This is a genomic window from Halococcus sp. AFM35 (genome assembly GCF_051195015.1).
Taxonomy (GTDB): domain Archaea; phylum Halobacteriota; class Halobacteria; order Halobacteriales; family Halococcaceae; genus Halococcus.
This window is the reverse complement of record NZ_JBNTJU010000031.1, coordinates 1-24925: the sequence shown is the minus strand read 5'-3', so window position 1 is coordinate 24925 and position 24925 is coordinate 1. Positions and strand designations below refer to the sequence as shown.

The following is a 24925-nucleotide window of genomic DNA, read 5'->3' as shown; positions in this document are numbered from 1 at the left end:
AAGCGTGCCATCTCGCCGATTTCGACCGAGAGCGCGGACGACTTCCGCGCTCTCGTTGAGGGGACGTTCCTCGAACTGACGCATCGTCTGAGCTTCGCTGTCGACTGGATTGACCGATTTCTGGAAGTCAATAGCTTACGCTAGCCCCTAGCTCCGCGGCGGGTCATCCTGATCGTCTGCGAGACGGTGCGTCCAGTCCCAGACAGCTCCATGCGAGCGGTCAACGTCGAGGAGATCGAGAAGCGCCACGGTTTCTCGGAGTGAGAGCCCCGTAGAATGGAGCCGGACGGCGAACGCCCTGACGGGCGTCGCCGTCCGCTCTCGGTCCCAACAGTCACTATCTGTCGCCCCTAACGTATCATCGAGCAGGTCGCTGAGTGGCATGAATCACCAACTCTTCGGCCTGCTCACTCTTAACTAGACAGCGCCATGTCGGGGTTGTCCAAAGAACCCCGACACGATAATGCGCATCGAACGTACCGCCAACCGCCAGTTCAAGAAGTGTTGGCTCACCTCTGACGAGTACCAAGCCCTCCGCCGGACGACCACCGCCTATCGCAACGAGCTGATCGTCCGCCTCGGCGGTGAGGTCGGCCTGCGCTCGTACAAATGGGAGGAAATTATCCCCACATCAGACTCGGAGAATATTGCTTCTAATAGAGCTAATCCTAATTTCCCAATTTTAGGCATAGACCGCTCACAAATGGTATAATAGCCGAATATTCATGCATTTGGTTGTCCTTGTTTGACCTACTATTGACCGGGAAACATTCCCTTATTGTCGCCAAAGGCTGACATCTATCGATGGCAGATACAACCAAGACATCCACCGACCATCACGGATCGGGAGTTAGTGATTCACCTGCGGAGAAGTCCGAGAGTGCGATTGGTGCTCTCGCTTGCGAGATCGACGCGCGCGAATTCATCGACCGCGCACGGGTAAGCCGGCGCACGGTGGGGCGCGTCGGTGTTGCAATGGCTATCTATGCCATCATACTTGCTGGTATCGTCTTTTTCGTTGTCCCGCGGTACTCGGGAACGGCCGTCAACACTAGCGCGACGTTCCTTCCAACGATTGTAATCGCGGCGTTTCTTTTCGAGACGTTCGACTCCGCGTCGGGGATGGGTTTCGGCGCAACCCTCGGTGCGTTGCTGTTCGTACTCGGGTACCCCGCTGCTGCGGTCGTTCCCACGCTACTGTTTTCGGAAGCAGCAACGGGACTCGTCGGTGGGTTGTTCCACAACGAGTTCGAGAACGTGGAGTTCGGGTACGGCGATGAATCGGCCACCAAAGCGACACGAGTATTAGGTCTCGTGGTGGCCATCGGCGTCGGGGCGACAATTGTCTCAGTCGTGCTTGCTTACCTCGCCATCGAGGTTTCGGGCCCGCTCGTGCAGGCATATATCGGGATCATCATCGTGTTCATCGCGGGCCTGACGCTCTTTCAGAACGTCGCTGACTTCTCGGGGACGTACAGTCAGCGTCAACTCATCGGGTTTGCGGCGCTCGCTGGCCTCAACAAGGGCATTACTGGCAGCGGGTTCGGACCCGTCATCACGCTCGGCCAGATTCTTTCAGGAATCTATGAGAAGAGCGCCACGGCGATCACCTCGATGTCCGAAGGCATCGTCTCATTAGCGGGCATCATTACCTTCCTGACAATCACGGTTGCCGGCGTCGGTCTTGACCTCACGCTGTTGCCATCGGTGTTCGCTGGTGGGTTCCTCGCTGCCATATTTGCACCCTACACGGTGCGGGTGATGCCAAACCGAATTCTTCAGTACATCGTCCCAGGATACGCGTTGATACTTGCGGCCACGCTGTTTGCCGAGATACTCTAAGCGACTGAACTGGGCGGGCACCTCTCACGCAACTTCCGGCGATTGCGTGCCGAGACCCCGCTGATCCGTCCGAAATCGGCACCTCACCCGTCGATTCAGCGGTCGGTTTGGTTGAAGGCGTCAGTAGCGTCTTCGGCGATTTCGCCGGCGCTGATGTGCGAGTAGGCGTTCATGGTGGTTTCGGGACTCTTGTGGCGGAGGAGTCGCTGAGCTTGCTCCCAGCCTACCTCACGAACGAGCGTATCGCCAGCGCCGCGGCGGCCACCGTGGAGTTCGAGGTACTCTCCGCTCTCTGTGTCGATTTCCGGTACGTCAGCGTTCACCGAGAGCGCTCGCATGAGCCGTCGTGCGCCGTCAGTCGTGATCGCTGGCGGAACGAAGCCATGCTCTCTGAGAACGTTGAGAGCTGCCTGTTCATCCAGTCTCATGTCGATTTCCTCTGACGAGAGTCCGTCTTCACGAAGCCCTTCGCGCACGACTGTCGAGAGCGTAGGCGCGTGCAGCGTTGGGAAGACCGGCCAGTGTTCGTTCGGTGGTTCCATCGTCGAGTGGTAGCGTTCGAGCGCGGAGAGCGCTTGGCGAGGGAGACCGACGGTTTCGTAGGCTTGGTCACCCTTGCCGAGGACGGTCATCGTGGTGTTTTCGAGATCGAGGTCGCTCCAGCGGACTCCTTCACGTCGGTCATCGTTGGGATCGCGAACGATCTCACCACCACGAACACCAGCGTAGGCGATAGTAGCGACGAACGCCCGGTCGCGGGTTTCTTTGATTGCGTCGTGAGCTTGTTCGTCGACGGCGTCGTGAGCGCGCTGTTCGACGTAGCGCATGATGACCTGTCGCTGTTCGGAGCTCCAGAGCTGCTGGTGGTGTTCGTCGCGTTCGTCGTCGTTGGGAAGTGCTTCTTCGGCACGGTCCGTTGCGGCGGGGTTTTCGGTTGCGTACTCTCGGCTGGCACACCATGCGAGGTAGGCCCGGACGTAGTCGTAGTACTTGCGCGCACTCGTCGCGGCGATACCCTCGTCGCCAGTCGTTCGCCGATTGAGCGTGAGCGCATAGGCTTCGAGGTCGGCGACGTCGAGCGCGTCGAAGGTCTCGATATCGCGTTTTTCGGCCCAGTCGAGAAACTCGGTGAGAACGCGCTCGGCATTCCGCCGGTAGTTGCCGGTCTCGTTGGCTTTGGATTTGGCGAGGAGATAGTCGTCGAGTGCGCTGTCGAGGCGTGTTTCTCCGGGGTTCGTGCCGTCAGAAGGGTCGTTCTGCGTGGAGGGCATGTTTCGTGCTTCACTGACAGCGGGCGGATGGATAAATCTACTCGTGATTCACGGACTAATCACGAGTGAATGTGTATTGGTTCAATTCTGCCGTTCTTCGGCATTTCAGCTGCTCAGAAGCTAGAAATAGCATTCATACACTCTATGATGGTTTATCGAAGAATCGGACTGTCGCTGCCAGAGGTTCGGAGGATGGATTGCTACAAACCACCTGTTTGCTAACAAGTTCATTCTTCAGGAAATGGTGAGTCGGGCAGCGAAACGGAAATTCGTCGGATCACGGCTGCTTGACGACATCTGGAGGATGGATCAACGATTTCTGGGTGGCCGAAAAACGGTCGTTTCTCTCCAGTCTGGAGAAAAGGTGATTAGCTTTAAGACAGCAGCGGGGGTGGTGAGAAGTAAGAGCGAAATGACCCGGACAACCGCCCTCTACTGTCGCGTCTCAACCAGTGAGCAGAGCCTCTCGCGCCAACGCCAGCTCACCAGCGAGTATGCTACTGACCAGCTCGATATCGAACCCGCCGCTATCGAAGTGTATCTCGACAAGCAAACCGGCACCGATACCGACCGTGACGGTTACCGCGACCTTATGGAAGCCGTCGAGAGCGGCGCTGTCGACCGGGTGATCACCTCAGAAGTCTCGCGCATCTCTCGGTCCGTCCGAGACTTCTCCGCGACTGTCGAGCGCATCGTCGACGAGTGTGGTGCCGCACTCCATGTCCTCGATATGGGCATCGATCTCGATCCCGACGAGCACGATCCTTATACCCGCGCGTTCCTCCAAGTGGCGGCGACGTTCGCCGAACTCGAAGCCGAGATCAAACGCCAGAACACCCGCGAGGGTATCGCCGCCCGTCGCGAGCTTGGCAAGTGGCACGGTCGGCCGCCGTTCGGCTTCGACGTCGGTTCCGAAGGCTACCTCGTCCCCAACGACGACTTCGAGACCGCTCTAGTGGTCCTTGACGAACTCGATAAGGGCGCGAGCAAACGTGAACTCGCCCGCTCGACCGGTGTCTCGCGTCCCACGATACGGGCAATCAGTGAGAATCGCGAGCGCTACACCGCCGGCTCGGCAAACGATGGTCCGGAAATCCACGACACTGATCGGCCACTGGCGAGTCAAACCGGGAGTGAGTAGGGATGGAATTCGATGGCGATACCCTCGTGATCGACCGCACGCCCTCAGAACTTGACAAGATGGTCCTCGAATTCACCGAGATCCTCGACGAGGAGAACATCGAATACGTTGTTGTGAGCGGCTATGTCGCCATTCTCACCGGCCGTTCACGCGCAACAGAGGACATCGATATCGTCATCGAACGTCTTCCTCAGAAACGAACAGCAGCACTGGCCGACCGACTGCGCGACGCAGGATATTGGGGTGCGACGATGCCGCTCGACGATCTGTTCGACACTCTTAGCGATGACGTGCGCCAGCGGATCGCTGAAGAGGGTATGATGATTCCGAACGTTGAGCTGTGGTTCGTCAAAAATGAGTATGAACGGGCGGCTCTCACCGATCCACTCATCGTTGAAGTCAGCGACCACGAGGTCGCCATCAGCCCGCTCGAACTCCAGATCGCCTATAAGCTCTTCTTGGGTTCGGAGAAAGACTTTGAGGATGCGATCCATCTCTACCAAGTGTTCGAGGGACATCTTGATGAAGATCGGCTGCAAACATACGTTGCGGAACTAGAGGTGAATGAGTCCTATGACGAGCTTAGACGAACTTAGAGAACAACAGCGCGAGAACACCGCCGAACGACGTGCATTTGTCAAACAGTGGGCCGAGTTCGTCAAAACACATTCGGATGAAGAGTGGTCAGCCCAACAGAACAAATTGATCGACTCACAGATCAGACGGTAATCGTCATGCTGGGGCAGAATCGTGAGAGGCCACTGCTATTCTCAGGGTAGATATTCGCTGTCTCACCATTTTCGCTGAATCATTTTCAATCTACATCCCCAGATCGCTTCGGGTTACGTCCATAACTCGGCTGAAAGCGTACCACAGCTCAGACAGCAGGGTTCTCTGAAAACTGAAGTCAGGCAGATGGATTTCTAATGCACAGCGAATGACGAAATCAACTAGCAGTCTGAAACACTCAACCTTCTACATGTGATGAAGCGGCCTAGCTACCCTTGGATATGTGTGTTTCAGTCGTCTGGGGTCGTCTCCGGGCTAATTCCCCGAGCGGTCTCGGGAACAAGCCACGTTGGTACGACTCGGGTAAGGATGACCATTCCAATCAATTCGACGAGTGTCTGTGTGACGACGACTGCCGGAGCGAGTGCGTATCCCGACGGTAGCGCGAGTGCCAGCGGCAGAATGACCAGTGAATTCCGCGTCACCGACGTAAACACGAGAGCACGGCTCTCGCCCACATCCATTCCAAAGAATCCGGCCCCGAACCGTCCGAGTAGTGGCATTATGACGAGGAACGCGACATATACCGGGATGACAGCAGCGATCTGTCCGATTGAGTTTTGAACACGCGGGAGTTGGGACGCGATAACCACAAACAGCGTCACACTCATCATCGGGGCTGGTAACCACTCCATCGCGTCTTTCCATCGCTTTCCAGTCACAGAACGTTCTGCACCCACCTCGGTAAGCCATGCGAGCGTCAGCGGAAGTGCGATGATGAGAACAAACGCCTCAATGAAGGGTCCTGCCTGAATGAACTCTGCTACTCGCTCTCCCATGAACACCCAGAGATATCCAGGGAGGAGCAGTAACTGAATGAGCAACAACACTGGCGTCGCCGCAGTGATCTGTTCTGCATCGCCGTTCGCAAGCTCCGTGAACGAAATCACGTAGTCGATACACGGCGTGAGCAATACCATGAATACCCCAACGAGAACGACCGGGTCCTGCGGGAGAAATCGGGTGAGAGCGAAGACGACGACCGGAACCACGAGGAAGTTCATCCCGAGCGCAGCCAGCATGAATCGGCCGTTCGTGAACGCCCGGCGAAGTTTGACGAACGGGATTTCAAGGAACGTCACGTACAGAAGCACTGCCAAGACGGGGTTGATGAACTGTTCCAGAGGAGAACTTAGCCCCGGCTGAGCAAAACTCACGATAACTGCGAGAAGGACGCCAGTTGCGTAGATGAGTATCTGATTGTGCTGAATCCAGTCTTTCGTAAGCTGTACCATTGTAGAATCTTGTGACGCCGGAGCACCTTACGAAGACTGATTTCAGCAGTTTCCCGTGATTAGGGTGTCACAGAACAATTCACATACTTCGACGAACGGTACGCATAGGGGGAGCGTATCACTGGAAGCCCTATCAGTAGACGGTCGGAATGCTTTCGGTTGGTCGTGAAGAATCATAAAACATGGCCACGACCGTCGAGACTCCAGACACAGACGAGACGTGTGCATACTGTGGTTCGCATATCTTCGACCACGACCCCATCTGTGTACGCGACTGCACCGCCGATTGTGGCTCACCTCTCTACTTCTGTAACTACGCGTGCCTGTCGGCGTATATCACCGAGAACGAACTGACCTACGGCGACGCCTGCGAGTGGTCGCCTAAATAGCACTCGTTTCCTCCGGGTCGTCAACCCTCTCAGTCCTCGGGGGCGCTCAGTCGCGAGAGGCGCATCGCGTTACCTGTCACACCCAGACTCATCCCCATATCACCCACCACGACCGCGAGCGCAACACTCACGTATCCCAGCGGGACGCCGACAGCGAGCAACGCCTTCACACCGAGACTCCCCCAGATATTCTGCCGGATCACTCCATTTGCCGTGTGCGACAGTCTGTATAGGTATGGTAGTTTCCCGATGTCATCGCCCATCAGTGCGATATTTGCGGTTTCGAGCGCCGTATCCGTCCCTGCTGCACCCATCGCAATGCCGATGTCAGCGGTGGCGAGTGCAGGTGCGTCATTGATTCCGTCGCCGACCATTGCGACATCTCCGTGCTCGGCCTGCAACTCCTCGATGGCATCCACCTTTTCGTCCGGCAGCAGTTCTGCACGGTACTCGTCGATACCGACCTGCTCGGCGATAGCCCGCGCTGTCCCCTCGTTGTCGCCAGTCAACATCACCACGTGGCCGACACCACGGTCATGGAGACGCTCGACTGCACGCTGCGAGGTCGAACGTACCTCATCAGCGATTGCAATCCCGCCGACCAACTCGGCTTCCGTTCCAACGAGGACGACTGTTCGCCCGTCTTGTTGAAGTTCAGTGAATACGCTCTCGGTGAATTCTTCCTGCTCTGGCGAAGGGTTTCGAGAAACACCGTCTGAGACAGTTCCTCCGTCGGTCACACCACGAGTTTGTGAGAGGTCGAAGCCGAGTTCCTCGAACAGCGCTGGCTTGCCTGCATAGTATGTCTCGCCGTCAATTTCGGCTCGAATGCCCTTCCCAGTCAAACTCTTGAAATCAGATGGGGAAGGGAGATTGGTCACGATAGCCTCGTCCGTGCGAGTGAGAATCGCCTCAGCAATTGGGTGTTCACTACGCTGTTCCAACCCTGCGCCATATCGAAGGACATCCGTCTCGCTGTGCTCCCCGAGCGGAACGATGTCGGTGACCGTCAGTTCGCCCTTGGTGAGAGTCCCGGTTTTGTCCATCGCGACGACGTCGACCTCACCCATCGTTTCGAGGTGGTTGCCGCCCTTGATCAGCACGCCGTTTTTCGCAGCGCTCGTGATTCCGGAAACGACCGAGACAGGTGTCGAGATAACGAACGCGCACGGACACGCGATGACGAGCAAGGTAAGCCCGCGGATGAACCACGTCTCCCACGGCCACCCAAGCGCGAGTGGCGGCACCGCCGCCGTGAGGATCGCCAGCACGACGACTGCGGGTGTGTAGTAGCCAGAGAATCGGTCGACGAACCGCTCCTGTTCGGTTTTCTTCTCCTGAGCGCCCTGCACCATCTCGATGATCTGCGAGAGCGTCGAATCACCCGCCGTCGAAGTGACCTCCACTTCGAGATAGCCCTCCTCGTTAATACTTCCAGCATAGACTTCCGCGCCTTCAGACTTATCAACGGGGACACTCTCGCCGGTGATCGGGGATTCATCAACTGCGCTCTCACCTTCGACAACCGATCCATCGAGCGGAATCTTATCACCGGGACGGACGATGACGGTCTCACCCACTTCTACGTCTTCAGCCGGCACGGTCACCTCATCGCCATCCCGACGGACCGTGGCCTCGTCCGGCGAGAGCTCCATCAATTCACGTAGCGAGTTCCGTGCCCTGTCCATCGCGTAATCTTCGAGGAGTTCTGCGATACTGAACAGGACAGCAAGTGTCGCGGCTTCGACGAAATAGCCGATGCCTGTGGCTGCGATGATCGCCGTTCCCATCAGAAGGTCGATGTCGAGACTCAGGTTCCGCGCGGAGTAATACCCACCACGAACGACGGGATAGCCGCTGACAGCAATTGCGACGAGAAACAGCCCATCCGCAAGCGTCAGTGAGTAGCCGAGAAGGGACGCTACCTCCGGATTCTGTCCGGCAAGAACGAACTCAAAGAGAAGGCCGAGGACGACGAAGCCTGCGCCAATCCATGTTTTGATCGCGCGAGGACTCGTCCAGATCTCCGACGGCGGCGCAATGTCCATTTCACTACCTGATTTCCCATTAGAATCATCTTCATTGCCAGCAACCTCGTAACCCGCTCCCTCGATAGCTGCAACCACGTCAGCTTCGGCAGTACGGTCTGGATCATAGGTTACCGTGGCTGTGCCGGTAGTCGGTTGGAGTGTCGTCTCAGTGATTCCGTTGACGCGCTGGAGACTCTTGTCGACTTTCTGTGCACAGGAGGGGCAGTCCATCTCTGGGACAGCAAGACGGACAGATAACTGTCGTCCCTGCCCCGAGTTGCTCGCCTGCCCCGCTGCGTCCAGACCTTCAGTCATCGTCGTAAGATAGGGTGGACAGCTCGATAAGCCTTAGTTGGAATATTCCAAATCCGGACTTCGCATCAAAGCGGCGGCGATGGGTCGTCTGGTAACTGCTCACGGGTAATGTACTGCTTCGCCAAGTGTTCTTCTGCTCGCCTGAGTCGGTAGGTGAGCGTCGACCGTGGTATAGTGAGATGTTCAGCTAGCTCACCGACATCGATTTCTCTGGGAGATTCGTAGTAACCATGTTCAACAGCGGCTTGAACCGCTGCCTGCTGTTCGGGTGCCAATCCAGTGTTGCTGTTGGAGGTGTCGTTTGTGGATGGTGAGGCGACCGCCGTTCGAAGCATCTCCATCTGGGCGCAATCGCCGACTGTCGTTTCAAGCTCATCGAAGAATTCGCTCACATTGCCCTCGCCGGAATGGATGATGCGCCACGTGTAGTGGCGGCTCTCGTGGCGTGTATCGAACAGTAGCCCGTCACCGAGATGATCGCGGGCAATGTGAGGGATAGAGGCACAGAGAGGGGTACGCTCCCAGTACGAGTAGAGAACGAGCGTCTCAGTGGTATGGTCAAGAACCTGTGTGGTCTGAGTCGCGTTACAGTCCTCGGTCGCGAGACAGTCCGCGTAATAGTCGCTGTTGAGAAAGGCGTCTTCGATGGCAGCGAGAGCATCGGGCGTCCCCGTAGCATGGTCAACGCGCCAGAGTCGGTCATCAGTAGCGTGCAGGGAGAGTGAGCGAACCGAAGCATCTGGATGGTTAGCGAGAGTATCAGCCACCCGATTGCACCCGGGTTCGTATTCGAGGGCAAAGACGAGTTCGCGCATAGGTTGCAATAGGTGCTACAGTGCCATAACAGGTGGTTTCAGCCTGTTAGATTCGGCTGGTCGGGTCAGATCACATCGTCGGGGTCGTGCGTTTCCTGCATCCGCTGTGCCTCGGCGGCGTACCGCTCTTGGAGGTCAGGATCATCGACAGTGCCGAGATTATCCGATTCAGCATCGGCGGCCGCGGTGGTGTCGCGCACGTCGGTGAAGGAGGTGAGTGCCCGTTCCTTCCGGTAGTATTGCTCACCGTTAGTGGTCGCGTAAGTGAGGATGATCAAATTCTGCTCGTCGTCAGAGTAGGTGCGTTCAACCAGCCAGACACGCACATCGTCGTCCAGTTGATCCGGCATATTCGTCTGGTTATCGCTCCTAGGGATTAAGTGGTAGAAATCACGCAATGGACTACTCACACAGACAGTACGGAAAACAGTTGTTTTCCGGACTGCCTGCTGCGTCGTCAATGAAGAAGGCAGCATCATGAGTTTCGCACTCACAACATAGAGCGAGTGTAGAGCTCCTAAATTAATAATATCGCTATGAAATTCGTCGTAAAGATTATACTGCTATCGATCCTATCTGGGCTCACCATGGAACGCCAAACGATCACCGTCGAGGGCATGAATTGTACTGGCTGTGAGCAAACTGTGACGAAGGCCCTGACGAATATTGAGGGTGTCCGTCGCGCTGATGCCGATCACGAAACCGATGAGGTTGAAGTCGTCGTTAGCAACGACACCGATGAAGAAACACTCGCTACCGCGATTTACGACGCTGGGTACGATCTTCCTGCATAAGAAGCCAGTGACAGATCGACGGTACCGAATCGCCGGTCGCCGATCTATGCATCCCTCAGTTCAATGAGTGTACTACCCATACAGCTGCTCCAGTAGCAGATGGATGAGTTAGACGCCAGTGTTGGACGTATCGGTGCCACGACCGGACGGTTCCTCACGGTCGTGGCTCGCAGAACCCTCACCCGGTTGCTGCTCCTCGATACTGAAGTCGGTCTTGATGCCCTCGCCTGAGAGGAGTTGGCCGGCGAAGCTGTTGGCCAGCACTGCCGATACTGACAGCACCATCGCGATCATCGCAAACACCGGGTGGACGAGTCCGGTCGTCGCAGCCGTCACACCGATACCGTTGAACGAGAAGGCGGCGATCAGGTTCTGCTTAGTCTTCGTGTAGCTCGTCTCGCCGATCTCGTAGGCATCCATCACGCCACCGAGGCGGTCGCCCATCAACACGATATCGGCGCTCTCGATGGCGATGTCCGTCCCCGCACCGATAGCGATCCCGATATCCGCTTGCGTCAGCGCGGGCGCGTCGTTGATGCCGTCACCTACCATCGCCACGCGGTGACCCTGATCCTGGATCTTCTCGACCTCCTCGCGCTTGTCGTTCGGGAGAACTTCAGCCATCACGCGCTCGATCCCTACCTCGTCGGCGACCGCGTGGGCGGTCCGCTCGTTGTCGCCCGTGATCATCACCGGTGTCACGCCCTTCTCCTTCATGCGGTCAACCGTCGCGGTCGCGTCGGTCTTGATTTCGTCACCGATCCCGATGAGCCCGATGAGATCGTTCTCAACGACGATACCGACGGTGGTCAGTCCCTTCCCCTGGAGGCGTTCGATCACTTCGTCGCCCGCGGAGAGGTCGATGTCCTCGGCTTCGAGCCAACCAGGCTTGCCCACAAGAATGTCCTCGCCGTCTGTAATTGCCGCAACCCCCTTGCCCGTCACCGAATCGAACTCCTCCGGGTCGGGGAAGTCGATGTCGTGGGCGTCGGCGTAGTCGAGAATAGCCTCCGCGAGCGGGTGTTCCGAGAACGCCTCTGCGCTTGCGGCCGTCCGGAGGACATCGCCCTCGGAGTGATCACCGGTGGATGAATCGTCCGAGGTAGATCGGTTCGCGTCACTCGCCTCACCGTCAACACCGACAACTGTATCGACAGCCGGTTCGCCCTCGGTGATGGTGCCGGTCTTGTCGAGCACTATGTGATCGACATCTTGGAAGACCTGGAAAGCGTCGCCGCTACGCATCAGAATGCCGCGTTTGGCGGCTTCGCCGCCGCCCCGAATGAGTGCCAACGGCGTCGCCATCCCGAGCGCACAGGGGTAGCCCAAGACGAGCACCGCCAGCGCGGCGAAGGCGGCAGTCTCGAACTGCGGCCCCGTCCCGAGGACCGTCCCCGGGAGGACGGTCGGAGCAACTGCCCAAAAGAGAAACGACGCGATCGAGATGGCGAGCACTCCAGGGACGAAATATTTCAGGATGCGGTCGGCAAGCTGGACGATCCCCGGTTTCATCGCGCGGGCCTCCTCGATCTGGCGGGCCACCTGATTGAGGAACGCGTCGTCACCGGTCGCCGTCACTTCGACGAGCAGAATGCCGGTCTCGTTGACGCTGCCGCCGATGACCTCGTCACCGGGCTGTTTGTCGATCGGTGCGGATTCACCGGTCGCTACCGACTCATCGACGACACTCTCACCATCGACAACCTCGCCGTCGATGGGGACGCTCTCTCCGGGCTTCACTCTGACGCGATCACCAACCGCGAGCTTGCCAACTTCGACATCCTCGATCTCGCCGTTCTCGTCGACCCGGCGTGCGGTGCCAGGCTGGAGGTCCATGAGATCGTTGACCGCCCGCGAAGCGCGCGTCCGGACGATCAGACTGGTGTACTCCGAGAGGATGTGATAGGTGGTGATGAACGTCGCCACCACGAAGAAATGGACTACCGGAAAGCCCGAGCCAGTGAAGACGAAAATGCCGAGGAATCCGCCGAGTAGACCGGCAAACGCACCCGCCTCCAAGAGGACGTGCTGGTTGAAGATTCCTCGCTTGAGGCTGTTGTACGCCTTGGATTTGATGTACCGACCCGGCCCGAACATCGTCACGAGCGCGAGGCCGAGTTGGATCGTCCACTGGATCGGGGACTCGGTCTCAGCGAAGAGATTCCAGCCGTTCGTTGCGACCATGACACCCATCAGTGCGAGTGCGATCAGCGATGCGACACCGCTGATCAGGAGATTACGCTTGCCTGCTTCGAGTTCCGCCTGCTGTTGTTCGAATCGTTTCTGCTTGTCCGGGTCTCGGATAGTGTATCCTAGATCACGAACCACGTCTTTCACCGTGGCTTCCGAGAGCACCGTGTCGTCGTACTGGACGAGAAGCTCCTCGTGAGCGAGGCTCACGTCGACATCCTCGACGCCCTCGGTTCGCCCGTAGGCCTTGTTGATCGTCTCGGCGCAGAACGAACAGCTCATCCCACCGATGTTGTACTGCACCTGTTTCGTGGCCATCTCACGAGGGATTGGGTGGGAAGCCACTTAGCCATTATGACTACAGTAATAGCGGTATAAGATACGTCAAAACAGTCCAAGTTTTCCACCGCCAATCTTAATTTGGTTGCGGGCGTAGCGACGCATAATGAGTCTCCTCGAAGCCGAAGTGCCGATTACGGACGTCATCACGACCGATCCGTCGAAAGCGAAGGCGCTCGAAAACGACGTCCGGGCGAAGATCCTCGATATGCTCGCCGGCGAGGAGATGACCATCGAAGCGATCAACACAGAACTCGAACGACGTGGCGAGGAAAAAGCAGAGACGACCGTCCGTCACCACGTGAACGTACTCAAAGAGGCCGGGATGGTCGAGCTGTCGCGGCTCGAAGAGGCCGGCGGGGGGACACAGAAGTTCTACAAATCGAACACCCGAGTCTTCTCTTACGAACTCCCCGAAAGCGCCGAAACGACCCTCAACGATGCCGGAGGAACGGCCCGGAAAGGGATGACCGAACTAATCGAACAACTGTACGCTGATCATGGCGAGGAGATCGAAGCGGCTGCGAGCGAAATGAAGCCCTGTGAGTACTGCGAAACCCAACACTACGAGGAGTTCATCGTCTGGGAGCTAGTGAACCGTGCACTGACTGAATTGAGCGAAGACGGCGATCTTGATGCGTTGCTAAGTTCATCGGTTTGAGGAAGTGCTCGGCCGAGAACGAAGAAATCAGGAAGGATCGATGCCCCATGTCGTCCCACCGAATATCCAAGAAGAAGGATTACGGACAATGAGAGAGGTTCAATAAGGAGCCTGACAACGAAGGAGAAACAGACCGAGGGTATCATAGAACGATTCTCACGGAATCGATTTCAGAGCAGAATATAGCGAATCGACTAGGAAGTCGTTCTGCGGAGTTTTCAATGGAGGAGACTCCAGTGGAAACGAGTGCTACTCTGGCGACCACTCGCAGGCGTCGCCGTAGGTCAGTTCGTTTTCGGTGATATATGCCGCCAGGCACGCGTAGTTACAGAAGTAGTGAGGTGAGCCACAATTGGCGGTGCAGTCGCGTACACAGATGGGGTCGTGGTCGAAGATACGCGAACCACAGTATGCACACGTCTCATCTGTGTCCGGAGTCTCAACGGTTGTCGCCATACTTCTGGTTGTTAACGAATCACCGAAAACATTCCGACCCTCTGCCGCTACGCCTGCCAGTGATACGTTCAACCTCTGTACGTGCCGTTTGTCTGACGATCACGAAAGGGTACGGCAATTTTTCTACAATACGATCTACGCAGAGGTCAGCTAGGTCGATTCATCATGCACAGTCTCCTACGCAATTTAGACCGAGATTGTTCCACTGTTGCTCGTGCATGATCAAACTACCTGCCTGACTCCAGAATGATGGTACTTACTCCCCGACGATGGAGGGAGGGGCTTCGCTTTCAGCTCCATGTCGTATCGTGTCGAACGCGAACGGGCCGGCTCCAGTGATGATGAGAGCTGATACGAGCCCGAACAGAGAGATGTGAGCGAGTACCGGGTCGTCCGGCAGTCCAAACAGCGTCGTCGTGAACAGGAGGATGGCGACCCCGGAGAACAGCCGCGTGAATGCCCCGGCGATGAGCATGACCCCGACCAGCATCTCGACGAGTCCGGCCCCAAGCACCCATAATTCAGGCGCGACAGGTACGACCTCCGTTAGGTGATATTTAGCCACGACAGCGAGAGCAGTACCCGGACTCAGCAGCTTCTGTGTCAGGCCGAGATAGATGAACGCCAGACCGAGGCCGACGCGAGTTACCGTCGGGACGAACTGCACATACGGCTTCACCCACGACTCGAAGGGGAGGGCGACGGCGCGGTAGAACGGGTCGATACGCGAGTAGCTCGTCCGTTCATCGGCAGCCATCTTCGCAATGACGTGGTCAGCACTTGGACGCCCGCCCCCGAGGAGAACGATAGCGATGAAGCCAGGGAGGTACTCGAATGCGAGCAGGAGACTGGGATTCGACACGAGACCGATCAAATACGCGCTCAGACCGAGAGCGGCAACGGCTCGCGTCGCCAGTCCAAACAGAAGCAGGAACCCGACTGTGATGCCGAACAGTCGAACGAACGTCGAAGCTGCTGGGCGAAACACAGGCGAAAAGAAATACCCGGAGAAGCCCGCACCGACGAGGGGTAAGCCGATGCTCAGGCGGAGCAACCACGGCAGGAGATCGTGGTACTCGACGAGCGCTTCCCGGAGGCTCTCAATGTCGCAGTTAACCGGCTGAAACCGAAGGTAGAGAGCAAGGGCGACGACGAGACTCCCCGCACTGACACCCAGCACGAGCAGGTTAAACGGGTCCGAGAGAGCCTCGACGAGAAAGTCCATTGCCGCTATCGAATCGCCGCCCGGTGTGACGTATTTCACGTGGGCGCTGGCGGTTCCGCTCGCTCCGAGCAGCCCAACACCAGCGAGCGTCGCACTAATCGGTTGCCTGCTCATGGTAGTCGTCCGTTCTCTCTCCATTCTCAAATAACGTATTATCGATTCATCGACAGCATAGGACGCGGTTCCTCCAACGGATTGTACGCCGCCAAAGCTTATTCGTGATCAAGCAGTTCGTGCAGGTCGGCATGGTCGGTCAGTAGCTCACGCATTCGCTCGACGGTTATTTCGTCTCGCGTCCGTCCGGCGTGAACGATCTCCTCGGTACGTTCGATGGTGGTAAGCGTATCCGATTGCGCGAGCAGGATCGGGACACCGCGTTCCTCGGCTTTCCCGAGTACCGCAGACGACGGTCGGAACCCGCCAGTCAGACAGAGGCATTTGATTCCCGGCGCTTCGAGCGCAACTGAGTGGATATCCGAGCGGTCACCGCCCGTGATGAGCACTGCATCTTTCGTCCGTCTGAAATGCCGGAGGGCTGCGTCCGCCCCCATCGCGCCGACCGACAGCCGTTCGATGTACGCGTCCGTGGGTGCGTCGGTCGCGATCTCCGCACCGAGTTCCGCCGCGAAATCGGCGATCGAGACGCCGGCGAGCTCTTTCGTTCGCGGGAGTATTCCGAGCACGGGTATCTCCCGCCCTTCGAGGAACGGCACAACGTCGCTCTCCAGCCGGTCGTAGACGCCATCCGCGACGGTATTGAAGAGCACGCCAGCGAGGCGCTCGCCGACGCGGTCGGCTGCCCACAGCACCTCGTCGACGTCACCCGGGTGCTGGTAGCCGGCGACGAGCAATACCTGCGCGTCGAGGAGATCAGCGACGTCGGGGTCGGTCAGGTCGACGACACCGCCGGTCGAGAGCGTCCCGCCGCCCTCGATGGCCATGAAGTCACGACCAGTGGCCAGCGATTCGAAGCGGTCGCGCACCGTCTCGTGGAGTTCGTCGGGGTCTTCCTGCCCGCGGATCGCTCCCTGGATGAACGTCGGCGAGTACACGATGGGTTCGAGCTCGTGCATTTCGGCGTCGAGATCCAACAGTTCACGCGCCAGCATCGGATCTTCGTCGAGTGTCTTCCCGACGACGCTCCGCAGTCGCGTGCCTTTGGGCTTCATGTATCCGACCGAGCGGTCCTGCTCGCGGGTGAGTTGCGCCAGCGCCAGTGCGATGGCGGTCTTCCCGGTGCTTTCTTCCGTTCCGGTGATGAGTACGGTGGTCATGGTTACAGTTGCTCTTGGTCCATCGTCAGTCGGATGTCGATTGCAGTGACACCCTCCGGCGTGACGACCAGCGGGTTGATGTCCAGTTCGAGAATCGCCGGGAAGTCGGTAACGAGCTGTGACAGGCGCTGTATCGCCTCGACGACCGCTCCCACGTCGACGGACTCGCGGCCCCGTGCGCCGCGTAACAGCGGTGCCGCGTCGATCTCGTGGGTCATCTCGCGCGCCTCGCGCTCGCTCACGGGCGCGACACGGAAGGCGGTGTCTTCGAACACCTCGACGAAGATTCCCCCGAGCCCGAACATCAGCAACGGCCCGAACTGCGGGTCGCGGGTCATCCCGACGATGGTTTCGACGCCCGCCTCGGTGTCGACCATCTCCTGGACCTGCACGCCGAGGATGGTCGCGTCGGACTGGTAGGTGTACGCCCGCGTAACGAGGTCCTCGAAGGCGTCGTGGACATCGGTCTCGGCCACACCGACCTTGACGCCGCCGATGTCCGACTTGTGGAGGATGTCCGGACTGACGATCTTCATCGCAACGGGACCGCCGATCTCCGCTGCCACGTCGACGGCATCGGCGGGTGTCTCGACGATCTCGCTTGCGGGCGTGGGGATGCCATAGGCCGACAGCAGCTCCATCGCCTCGACACCGAGACGCGGTTCGTCGTGGGAGCTCCCAGGGGACAGGACCCTGCGAGCCCGCTCTCTATTGACATCGAATTCCGTGGGTGTGTCGTACTCGCGCGTCCTGACCTCGCGGTAGGCCGCGAGCGCATCGAGACTGCGCATCGCTCGTGCCGGGTCGAAGTAGTTCGGCACGCCGTCCTCGCGCAGACGGCGCGCGGCGGAGGCCGTGCGTGCGCCACCCATCAGGCAGGCCACCACAGGTTTCCCGGACTCGCGCTGGAGGTCACCGATCTCTCCCGCAAGGTCATCGTATGAGAGGACCGCGCTCGGAGCCGAGAGCACGGCTACGGCCCCGACGTTCTCGTCGTCGAGAACGAGTTCGAGCGCCCGGCGGAACCGCGCGGCGTCGGCGTCGCCGATGATGTCGACCGGGTTGTAGCGGTTCGCCTCCTGGGGGAGTGCGTCGGCGAGCGCGTCGAGCGTCTCGTCGGTGAACGACGCGAGCGAGAGGCGCGAGTCGCCGATGGCGTCCGTGGCCATCACGCCCGCTCCGCCGGCGTTCGTCACGAGGCCGACGCCGGTCGAGTCGGGTAACGGCTGGCCGGAGAGCAGCTGTGCGAAGTCGAAGAGATCCTGCATCGACTGGACGCGAAGGACGCCCGCCTGCGCCAGTCCCGCGTCGTAGGCGCGGTCGCTGCCCGCAATCGCGCCCGTATGTGAGGCGGCCGCCTTCGCGCCCGCATCCGTCCGGCCGGATTTAGCCACCAGCACGGGCGTATCCCGCGTGACGTCGCGTGCCCGTTCGATGAACGCTCGGCCGTCCTCGATGCTTTCGAGGTAGCCGAGGATCACGTCCGTCTCGGAGTCCTCACCCCACTCCTCAATGAAGTCGGTTTCGTCGAGGACGGTCTTGTTGCCCAGCGAGACGACGTCCTTGAAGCCGATCCCCTGGTCGTTTGCCCAGTCGAGGACGGACGTGACGATTGCCCCCGACTGACTCATGAACGACACCGACCCCGGGAGCGCGTTCGTGGGCCCGAACGTGGCATTGAGACCGACCGGCGTACTGAGCACGCCGATACAGTTCGGACCGACGAGATTCAGATCGTACTCCGCGGCGATCCGTTCGAGTTCGCGCTCCCGAGCGACGCCCTCGACGCCGGCCTCGCCGAAGCCCGCGCTGATGACGACGACGTTTTCGACGCCGGTTTCGGCTGCCTCTCTGATGACGGTGAGTGCCACATCAGCTGGAACTACGACCACTGCGAGGTCGACGTCGCTGGCGTGTGCGATGTCGGGAACGCAGGGAAACCCCAGCACGTCCTCCGCGTTCGGGTTGACGGGAACGATGTCGCCGTCGAAACTCTCTTGGAGGTTGCTCATGACGGCGCGACCGACCGACCCCTCTCGTTCGGTCGCGCCGATGACGGCCACACGCGATGGGGTGAACAGCGCCGAGAGATCAGCCATCGACCGTAGTGTCGTTCCCCGGTATGATTTAGCTACTGGTCATGGAATGGGTAGCCAATGACGGCAGGGCGAGCTATGGCCGGATGGGTGGGACGTTGTGGTGGCTTGACTGGGATTTTATCAGCCTTCTCGGTGTATCTGGGTGTACGTATGTCAACTGATCCCGTCTGTGGTATGGAAGTGAGCACGGCCGACGCCGAAGCGAGTGCTGAGTACGAGGATACGACTTATCATTTCTGCTCGGATGACTGCAAAACACTCTTCGAGAAAGACCCAGAGAAACAACTCCAAACGCCACACCCCCACCTGAGCGAAGTACAGGGGGAAGCCGTCCCGAGACTCCCATATGGGCGGGCAAAAGGTGAGTTCGATCTTTCGATTCAGACACCCGGATCGCTGGGGGTCGGTGACCAGGTTACGTTCATGAAAACCATTACTGAAGATGACGTTCGTAAGTTCGCTGAGGCGACGAGCGACACGAACGCGCTGCATCTCAACGACGAGTTCGCCGAGCAGACGCGCTTTGGTCGTCGGATTGCCCACGGAACACTGGTTTCCGGCATGATTAGCGCCGCCCTCGCCTGTTTCCCCGGGTTGACGATTTATCTTTCTCAGAACCTCGAATTCAAGCGGCCGGTAGATATCGGCGTCACGCTGGCGGCCACGTGTGAAGTAATCGAAGATCTCGAAGACGACCGGTATCGAATCACGACCCGGATCGAGAACGAAGACGAGGAGATCGTTATCCACGGGACGGCGACCGTCATGCTCGATGACCTACCTGCGTGACGAGAACACGTGTATCCCGCCACGCCACGCGAATCATGAATCTGTTCACCACTCCTCTGAACCCGCAACGACGCGCTATCGAACACGCTCGGAGTTCGTCGAGAAGGAGGCACTCGCATCCGAGCACACCAAGCGGGTAGTCGAGGTTGCTGTCGACCAACCTTCCCGACGAAGCCGTCTATACCGAAACGAATCGGCTTCTCGATTGGTCGGTGAATTTGACCGGCTTCAGGATAGCCTCATCCGACGGGTTTCGTCCTCTTCATCGTCGATCTCGTCGCGTGCGTATCGCTCGCGGAGCGCCTCTAGCGCGTGGTCCGTCTGCTCTGCGTCAGAGGTCGCTCGGGGTCGGAGCAGATACACGAGACCGACAATGAGGGCAATCGGGACGAGCATCCAAATGAGCATCCAGAGCCACCCGAGGGTTCCGCCCATCCAGCCGCCCGAGCCCATGTGAGTCCACCAGTCGCTTGTCCCCGGATGCGCGCTGGCGAGTCCACTTCCGACCACGACTCCGAGCGCACCAACTAGGAGTCCTGTCATTCCAGTTCGTATCGTTTGTGCGTTCGTTTTCATTGTTGGTTGTTGATAGATGTCTTGTTGTACCGTTCGTCCTCTGAAGTTCATCCGAGGATGTAGCGGAGCTTCGGGTAGCGCTCGACGAGTGGTTTCCCGTTGACCTCGTAGCGTTCGACGAGCGCGTCGAGGCCGAGGATGCGCCCCGCGCCGAAGGCGGCCACGGCGAGGAACACGAGCATGTACGCGAAGTCGCCGTTGATCACTCCGTGGGCGACATCCCAGTTCCCGAAGTAGAACAGGAGCATCATGAACGCGCCCCAAAAGGCCGCCAAGCGCGTAAGCAGGCCCACGAGCAGTCCGAGGCCGATGAGCACCTCGCCCCACGGGACCGCGACGTTCACGAACTCGACGAACCACCCCGTCTGGCCCATCCACGCAAACAGCCCAACGAGCGGACTCCCGCTTGCGGCGGCCCCGCCAACGAGGTATCCCTGTGCGTCGAACCCTCCGGCGAGGATTTTGTCCACGCCGGAGTAGAGGAACGCGTATCCCATCATGAGCCGCAGCGCGAGGACGAACCACGCGCTCAGGCTGTTGGCCTTTCCGGAGAGGGTGATTCCTCCGATGGTGCTCTCGAACGTGTTTGCTTGGCCATTCATTTGGTTTGCTGCCATAGCTTTTCTCTCCTACAGGTAAACAGAGGAGAGCTGAGAGTATATACCGGGATGCCGATTCTCACCGGCCGAGAATCGCTAGCCTGCGGAGTACCGACCTACCATAACGTAGGATCATCGATTACGTTCGGACGTAGAGAATAACGTGCCGCAAGAATGGAAGCGCTGGATGGGTGCTAGTTACCTGCTCGGTGATTGCGTCGAGATCGATGCTGTACTGTGTGAGAAACTGATTCGCCAGATTCGGCAGGCCGGTTCGCGCGATGGATAGGTACAGCGCCGTCCATTTCCGGAACCGAGCGATGCTGTTGGCACTGATGTCAACGACCGTACCAAGATGGAGATCGCTCGCAGCGATAGCTCTCTTGTACTGTTCGAGCGTCGCTATCGGAGCCAGATCCCACGCATCCGCGAACGCATCGACGGCATCGCGCGCCTCCTGTGACAACGACTCGGGTTGAATGAAATCCGAAACAGCGATGAGGCCACCCTCGGAGGTCACGCTCGCCACCTCCGCGAGAAATCCACGCTTGTTCGGGATGTAGGGTGGCGAATCCACGGCAGTACAGACAGCGAACGAACCACGACCAAACGGAAGCTGCAACGCGTCACCAACCACGAACTGCGCGTCAACGTTTGCCTCCGCCGTGTTTTGCCTCGCCATCAAAATGTTGTAGGGAACGAGGTCGATACCCGTGACCTCGAATCCGTGCTCGGCGGCGAGATGCAGGGTGGGACCACCCCGCCCACATCCGACGTCCAGCAGGGAGACACCGGCCGTCGATTCGAGCCGAGCGGCGATGTCGGAGCCGATTCGTTCGGCTAGCCGGCGCTGGCTCGACCCGACGAAATGTGGCTGATAGGGCTTCGAGTAGCCGACGTTCAGGAATTGATCGGTCGGTAAAAACAGGTCGAATGCCTTCCAGATGGCGGCACGCTCTCCCTGAGACGAGAACTGGTCGACGATGCGCGTTCGGCTGTCGTCACCAGTCATTCTCTCCCACTCCGAATTCCGACACCTCCGAAAAACAGCACGTGGAATCCTCGCAGCCTGTCAGCTGCTCACAACTCCGCGGTCGGTTGTAATCGATTCCCTTGTGTCTTTTGAGATATGTGACGTAGCCATCGTCGACGCGGTCCAGCTTTTCGTGACAGACCCACTTCTCGCCGTAGCGGTCGGCCAAGAGGCTCCGGTATGGGCAGCGAAAGACGGTTCGTTCCATCCCGTCGATACTCGCTGTTTGCTCGATACGGACGCCGACGACCCGATAGGCGAGCCGCAACCGATCCACGACGGTCTCGGGGGTCTCCGCCCTGAAGAACAATCCGTAGGCGAGAACGTATCCGAACGTGTGCAGGAGACGCTCAATCATGGTATTCACTCCAGAGAGTGCTACACCACAGGAGAATAGTGTTCACCTGAACGAGGATCTGCTGGATGGGTTCAGTCATGATCGTGGGCCTGTCCGCCAGTCGGCGCGGCAACTGAATGAACGTCGGCGTAGTCGTCGGGATCGTCGGTGAATACACGCTTACAACTTGCCGAACAGAAGTAGTACGTCTCACCGTCGTGAGTAACGGTTGGACCGTCCTCGTCGGTTCGCATCCCACAGACCGGATCACGGTACTGGCCCGGCGCACCGAGACCACGACGGTAGACGTAGAAGAGAAATCCCGAGAGCGCGAACGCAATCAGGTTGAGATAGAACGTGTAGTTGAGTTCGAAGTACGTCTGTTCGGTCGCCGTCTCACCGCCCGCGAGGTTCGGAACGATGCCGAGGGCGTCGAACAACTCCTCCATGAGAAACCCCGAGAAGGCCATCGTCACGAAGAACACGCCGAGGATGTAGGCCATCACCCTCCAGCCGTAGTATTTCCGATAGATGTTCAGCACGAGAATCGTGACGAGGTCGGCGTAGACGAACGCGATGACGCCGGCGAAGCTGACGCCGCCACCCCAGAGCGCGACGGCGAACGGAACGTTGCCCATGCTGCCGACGAAGCTGATGACGGCGATTGCGACGCCCATGATCGCGTTTTCAGCGCTGACGAGCAATCCGTCGCCCTGCAAGAACAACGCATTCCACACCCACTGTGGGACGAACACGATGACGAACCCCGAGATGAGAAAGCCCGCGATGACGTCCGTCCAGATCATCGACCACTCCTTGCGATACTGGTTCCCGAGCTTGTACCAGCCGCCCCACGAGAGCAGTTCGTCGCGCCAACCACCGCTGCTGGCCATCTCCTGCTCATAAGTCTCCATACAGCCCGCCGAGCAGAATTTCACAGTTTCGCCACCATCAGTCACGAGCGAGTATTCGTCTTTGCCTTCCATCCCACAGGTCGGGTCTTCGGTGACACCCTGTTCTCTATCACGCTGGGTGAGTTCCGCTCGCACGTCCTCGAAGAGATTTTCAGGGAGCGTCAGATGAACAAGCAGTGCCATGACGGCGATGAGAATGACGCCGCCGAGGAGTTCGGCGACGAGGAATTCCCAACCGAGCAGTAGCAGGATCATCAAGCCGAGTTCGACGATGAGATTCGTCGAGGCGAACATGAACGCGAGGAAGTTCACGACGTGAGCACCTTTTTTGAACAGCCCTTTGCCAATGGCGACAGCGCCGAAACTACAGCCGCTACTCGCAGCACCGAACAGCGTCGCCTTCGTGAGGCCTGAAAGGTCACCCTCGCCGAGGACCTTCGCCATCCGTTCCTTGGAGACGTACACTTGGACGAGGCTGGTGATGACGAGCCCCATGATGATCGCCCACGCGGCGACCCACAGAAATCCGAGGCCGATGCGAAGCGATTCGAGAACCCCATCGACGAGCGTTGTCGGCATAGTTCGAATAACGCAGGCATCATTTTTGTCGGTTACTGCTCAGAATCCGAAGAAAGAGAGGTGCTATATCGCACTTTCAAAGCAATCCCGACCGGACTTGATGGAGATATAGAAGAGAATCATTGAGGTCTACTGGATGAATGAAAGCATTGCACTATCGACTCTCCGCTGTTTGAAGGCTAGTTTCGCCCGATCGAGAGCGGGCAAGCAACCACTATTGCATTGACATGAGCAACAACGTTTTGCGAGTACCGGTTTGAGCCGTCGATTTCTCTTATCTTGGTTTCAGCCGGTTTCATGGTTCTACAACCCTTGCTTTGGTTCGAAAGTTATCGGTGATATTACCTGAACTGGGAAAGCCATAATCGCAATAAATGATCGGCGTATTAGTAGATACTGTATCATGTCGACGACGAATACGCTCGAAACGGAGATGCTAAATCGTTCGGTGAGATTCAACTATTCCGAGCATTGGGTCGGATACTCGTTGTTCCTGCTTCGAATCGTGATGGGGTGGACGCTCTTCCAGGGTGGAATCACCAAGCTCATCACCTATCTGGATGCAGATCCGTCGAACAACTGGACTGCTGCCGGGTTCTTGACCGGTGCAGTCCCTGAAGGAAATCCATTGATGGGCTTCTGGGGGAGTCTAGCTGGCAGCCCGCTTATCGACCTACTGAACATGTGGGGACTCACCCTGATCGGACTCGCACTCCTCTTCGGCGCGTTCGTCCGCTGGAGCGCGTTCTGGGGAGGGGTGATGATGCTGTTTTACTGGGCGGCTAGCCTCGAAGGTGGTCTGCTGGCTGGACTCCCGCTTGCCAATGGCTGGGTCATCGATGACCACATCGTGTATGTGGTCCTGTTGTTCGGCTTAGGCGCGTTCGGTGCTGGACGGATTCTCGGGCTCGATGCGTATCTTGAACGGCTTGGTGTAGTGCAATCGAATCCGTGGCTCCGGTATCTATTAGGGTGAGCGATCCGTTGCAAATTGCTCTCTTCGGCCCAACAGGAGGAACGGGGCAGCGCCTGACTGCGCAGGCTATCGATGCCGATCACAAAATTCACGCGCTCACCCGATCTCCAGAAAAGCTACAACGGAAACGTGAAGTCAGAGTTATCGAGGGAAACGTGCTTGATTCCGAGGCTGTAAAGACTGCTGTGTTGAATAGGGGTACGGCGGCGGGATAGACCGTCACATCGGTAAGGACGAAGCCGAGGATGGCCGATATG

At 58.4% G+C, this 24925-nt stretch carries 25 protein-coding genes and 1 pseudogene; 10 read left to right on the top strand and 16 right to left on the bottom strand.

The window, feature by feature from the left end:
- Positions 1-156: 156 nt before the first annotated feature.
- Positions 157-384 (bottom strand): annotated as a pseudogene (locus ACQUQO_RS15840) (IS6 family transposase); the annotation flags it as partial.
- Positions 385-463: 79 nt separating this feature from the next.
- On the opposite strand from ACQUQO_RS15840, the gene ACQUQO_RS15835 reads away from it, so the two are divergent.
- Complete coding sequence (locus ACQUQO_RS15835) at positions 464-712, top strand: hypothetical protein (RefSeq protein ID WP_435079273.1); 249 nt, start codon at positions 464-466, stop codon at positions 710-712.
- 92 nt (positions 713-804) lie between these two features.
- Entirely contained in the window at positions 805-1842 is a 1038-nt protein-coding gene (locus tag ACQUQO_RS15830; RefSeq protein ID WP_435079271.1) for a sulfite exporter TauE/SafE family protein, read from the top strand.
- A 95-nt stretch (positions 1843-1937) separates the two neighbouring features.
- On the opposite strand, the gene ACQUQO_RS15825 is transcribed toward ACQUQO_RS15830, so the two are convergent.
- Positions 1938-3113, bottom strand: a complete 1176-nt coding sequence (locus ACQUQO_RS15825; protein ID WP_435079270.1) for a tyrosine-type recombinase/integrase — start codon at positions 3111-3113, stop codon at positions 1938-1940.
- A 412-nt stretch (positions 3114-3525) separates the two neighbouring features.
- Here ACQUQO_RS15825 and ACQUQO_RS15820 point away from each other — a divergent pair, with 412 nt between their 5' ends.
- Both ACQUQO_RS15820 and ACQUQO_RS15815 read left to right on the top strand, forming a co-directional pair.
- The gene (locus tag ACQUQO_RS15820) at positions 3526-4254 is read left to right on the top strand and encodes a recombinase family protein (RefSeq protein WP_435079268.1); all 729 of its coding nucleotides are present in this window, start codon (positions 3526-3528) and stop codon (positions 4252-4254) included.
- 2 nt (positions 4255-4256) lie between these two features.
- Positions 4257-4850 carry a hypothetical protein gene (locus ACQUQO_RS15815; RefSeq protein ID WP_435079266.1) on the top strand — a complete coding sequence of 198 codons (594 nt, stop codon included), beginning with the start codon at positions 4257-4259 and terminating at the stop codon, positions 4848-4850.
- 423 nt (positions 4851-5273) lie between these two features.
- Here ACQUQO_RS15815 and ACQUQO_RS15810 read toward each other — a convergent pair whose 3' ends face one another.
- Positions 5274-6278, bottom strand: coding sequence for an arsenic resistance protein (locus ACQUQO_RS15810; protein WP_435079264.1), 1005 nt, complete (start codon positions 6276-6278; stop codon positions 5274-5276).
- A 182-nt stretch (positions 6279-6460) separates the two neighbouring features.
- Between ACQUQO_RS15810 and ACQUQO_RS15805 the strand changes: the two genes are divergently transcribed.
- Complete coding sequence (locus ACQUQO_RS15805; RefSeq protein ID WP_435079262.1) at positions 6461-6667, top strand: hypothetical protein; 207 nt, start codon at positions 6461-6463, stop codon at positions 6665-6667.
- Between the two features lie 29 nt (positions 6668-6696).
- Here the strand turns inward: ACQUQO_RS15805 and ACQUQO_RS15800 are convergent, their stop codons facing one another.
- The 3 genes from ACQUQO_RS15800 to ACQUQO_RS15790 form a co-directional block, all read right to left on the bottom strand.
- A complete protein-coding gene (locus ACQUQO_RS15800) occupies positions 6697-9012 on the bottom strand; it encodes a heavy metal translocating P-type ATPase (RefSeq protein WP_435079260.1) in 2316 nt (771 codons plus the stop codon).
- Positions 9013-9077: 65 nt separating this feature from the next.
- Complete coding sequence (locus ACQUQO_RS15795) at positions 9078-9827, bottom strand: helix-turn-helix domain-containing protein (protein ID WP_435079258.1); 750 nt, start codon at positions 9825-9827, stop codon at positions 9078-9080.
- A gap of 65 nt (positions 9828-9892) precedes the next feature.
- Complete coding sequence (locus ACQUQO_RS15790) at positions 9893-10177, bottom strand: hypothetical protein (RefSeq protein WP_005040668.1); 285 nt, start codon at positions 10175-10177, stop codon at positions 9893-9895.
- A 237-nt stretch (positions 10178-10414) separates the two neighbouring features.
- Between ACQUQO_RS15790 and ACQUQO_RS15785 the strand changes: the two genes are divergently transcribed.
- Positions 10415-10621, top strand: a complete 207-nt coding sequence (locus ACQUQO_RS15785; RefSeq protein ID WP_435079256.1) for a heavy-metal-associated domain-containing protein — start codon at positions 10415-10417, stop codon at positions 10619-10621.
- A 108-nt stretch (positions 10622-10729) separates the two neighbouring features.
- On the opposite strand, the gene ACQUQO_RS15780 is transcribed toward ACQUQO_RS15785, so the two are convergent.
- Positions 10730-13129, bottom strand: a complete 2400-nt coding sequence (locus tag ACQUQO_RS15780) for a heavy metal translocating P-type ATPase (protein ID WP_435079254.1) — start codon at positions 13127-13129, stop codon at positions 10730-10732.
- Between the two features lie 127 nt (positions 13130-13256).
- Here ACQUQO_RS15780 and ACQUQO_RS15775 point away from each other — a divergent pair, with 127 nt between their 5' ends.
- Entirely contained in the window at positions 13257-13811 is a 555-nt protein-coding gene (locus tag ACQUQO_RS15775; RefSeq protein WP_435079252.1) for a helix-turn-helix domain-containing protein, read from the top strand.
- Between the two features lie 249 nt (positions 13812-14060).
- On the opposite strand, the gene ACQUQO_RS15770 is transcribed toward ACQUQO_RS15775, so the two are convergent.
- The 4 genes from ACQUQO_RS15770 to ACQUQO_RS15755 all read right to left on the bottom strand — a co-directional run bounded on the left by ACQUQO_RS15770 (position 14061) and on the right by ACQUQO_RS15755 (position 18865).
- Positions 14061-14267: a hypothetical protein gene (locus tag ACQUQO_RS15770; RefSeq protein WP_435079250.1), complete on the bottom strand. Its 207-nt coding sequence runs from the start codon at positions 14265-14267 to the stop codon at positions 14061-14063.
- 256 nt (positions 14268-14523) lie between these two features.
- Positions 14524-15606, bottom strand: a complete 1083-nt coding sequence (locus tag ACQUQO_RS15765) for a DoxX family protein (protein ID WP_435079248.1) — start codon at positions 15604-15606, stop codon at positions 14524-14526.
- 98 nt (positions 15607-15704) lie between these two features.
- Positions 15705-16766, bottom strand: coding sequence for a phosphotransacetylase family protein (locus ACQUQO_RS15760; RefSeq protein ID WP_435079246.1), 1062 nt, complete (start codon positions 16764-16766; stop codon positions 15705-15707).
- A gap of 2 nt (positions 16767-16768) precedes the next feature.
- Entirely contained in the window at positions 16769-18865 is a 2097-nt protein-coding gene (locus tag ACQUQO_RS15755) for an acetate--CoA ligase family protein (RefSeq protein ID WP_435079245.1), read from the bottom strand.
- Between the two features lie 57 nt (positions 18866-18922).
- On the opposite strand from ACQUQO_RS15755, the gene ACQUQO_RS15750 reads away from it, so the two are divergent.
- Positions 18923-19654, top strand: a complete 732-nt coding sequence (locus ACQUQO_RS15750) for a MaoC/PaaZ C-terminal domain-containing protein (RefSeq protein WP_435079243.1) — start codon at positions 18923-18925, stop codon at positions 19652-19654.
- A 228-nt stretch (positions 19655-19882) separates the two neighbouring features.
- Here the strand turns inward: ACQUQO_RS15750 and ACQUQO_RS15745 are convergent, their stop codons facing one another.
- The 5 genes from ACQUQO_RS15745 to ACQUQO_RS15725 form a co-directional block, all read right to left on the bottom strand.
- On the bottom strand, positions 19883-20107 hold the full coding sequence (locus ACQUQO_RS15745) for an SHOCT domain-containing protein (RefSeq protein WP_435079241.1): 225 nt from the start codon (positions 20105-20107) through the stop codon (positions 19883-19885).
- A 170-nt stretch (positions 20108-20277) separates the two neighbouring features.
- Positions 20278-20847 carry a DoxX family protein gene (locus ACQUQO_RS15740; RefSeq protein WP_435079239.1) on the bottom strand — a complete coding sequence of 190 codons (570 nt, stop codon included), beginning with the start codon at positions 20845-20847 and terminating at the stop codon, positions 20278-20280.
- A 121-nt stretch (positions 20848-20968) separates the two neighbouring features.
- On the bottom strand, positions 20969-21841 hold the full coding sequence (locus ACQUQO_RS15735) for a class I SAM-dependent methyltransferase (RefSeq protein WP_435079237.1): 873 nt from the start codon (positions 21839-21841) through the stop codon (positions 20969-20971).
- Positions 21831-22220: a hypothetical protein gene (locus ACQUQO_RS15730; RefSeq protein ID WP_435079235.1), complete on the bottom strand. Its 390-nt coding sequence runs from the start codon at positions 22218-22220 to the stop codon at positions 21831-21833. Before ACQUQO_RS15730 ends, ACQUQO_RS15735 begins: the two co-directional genes overlap by 11 nt.
- A gap of 71 nt (positions 22221-22291) precedes the next feature.
- Positions 22292-23692: a permease gene (locus tag ACQUQO_RS15725; protein ID WP_435079234.1), complete on the bottom strand. Its 1401-nt coding sequence runs from the start codon at positions 23690-23692 to the stop codon at positions 22292-22294.
- 403 nt (positions 23693-24095) lie between these two features.
- Between ACQUQO_RS15725 and ACQUQO_RS15720 the strand changes: the two genes are divergently transcribed.
- Together ACQUQO_RS15720 and ACQUQO_RS15715 are read left to right on the top strand one after the other, a co-directional pair.
- A complete protein-coding gene (locus ACQUQO_RS15720; protein WP_435079232.1) occupies positions 24096-24668 on the top strand; it encodes a DoxX family protein in 573 nt (190 codons plus the stop codon).
- Complete coding sequence (locus ACQUQO_RS15715) at positions 24644-24883, top strand: NAD(P)H-binding protein (RefSeq protein ID WP_435079230.1); 240 nt, start codon at positions 24644-24646, stop codon at positions 24881-24883. Before ACQUQO_RS15720 ends, ACQUQO_RS15715 begins: the two co-directional genes overlap by 25 nt.
- Positions 24884-24925: the final 42 nt, after the last annotated feature.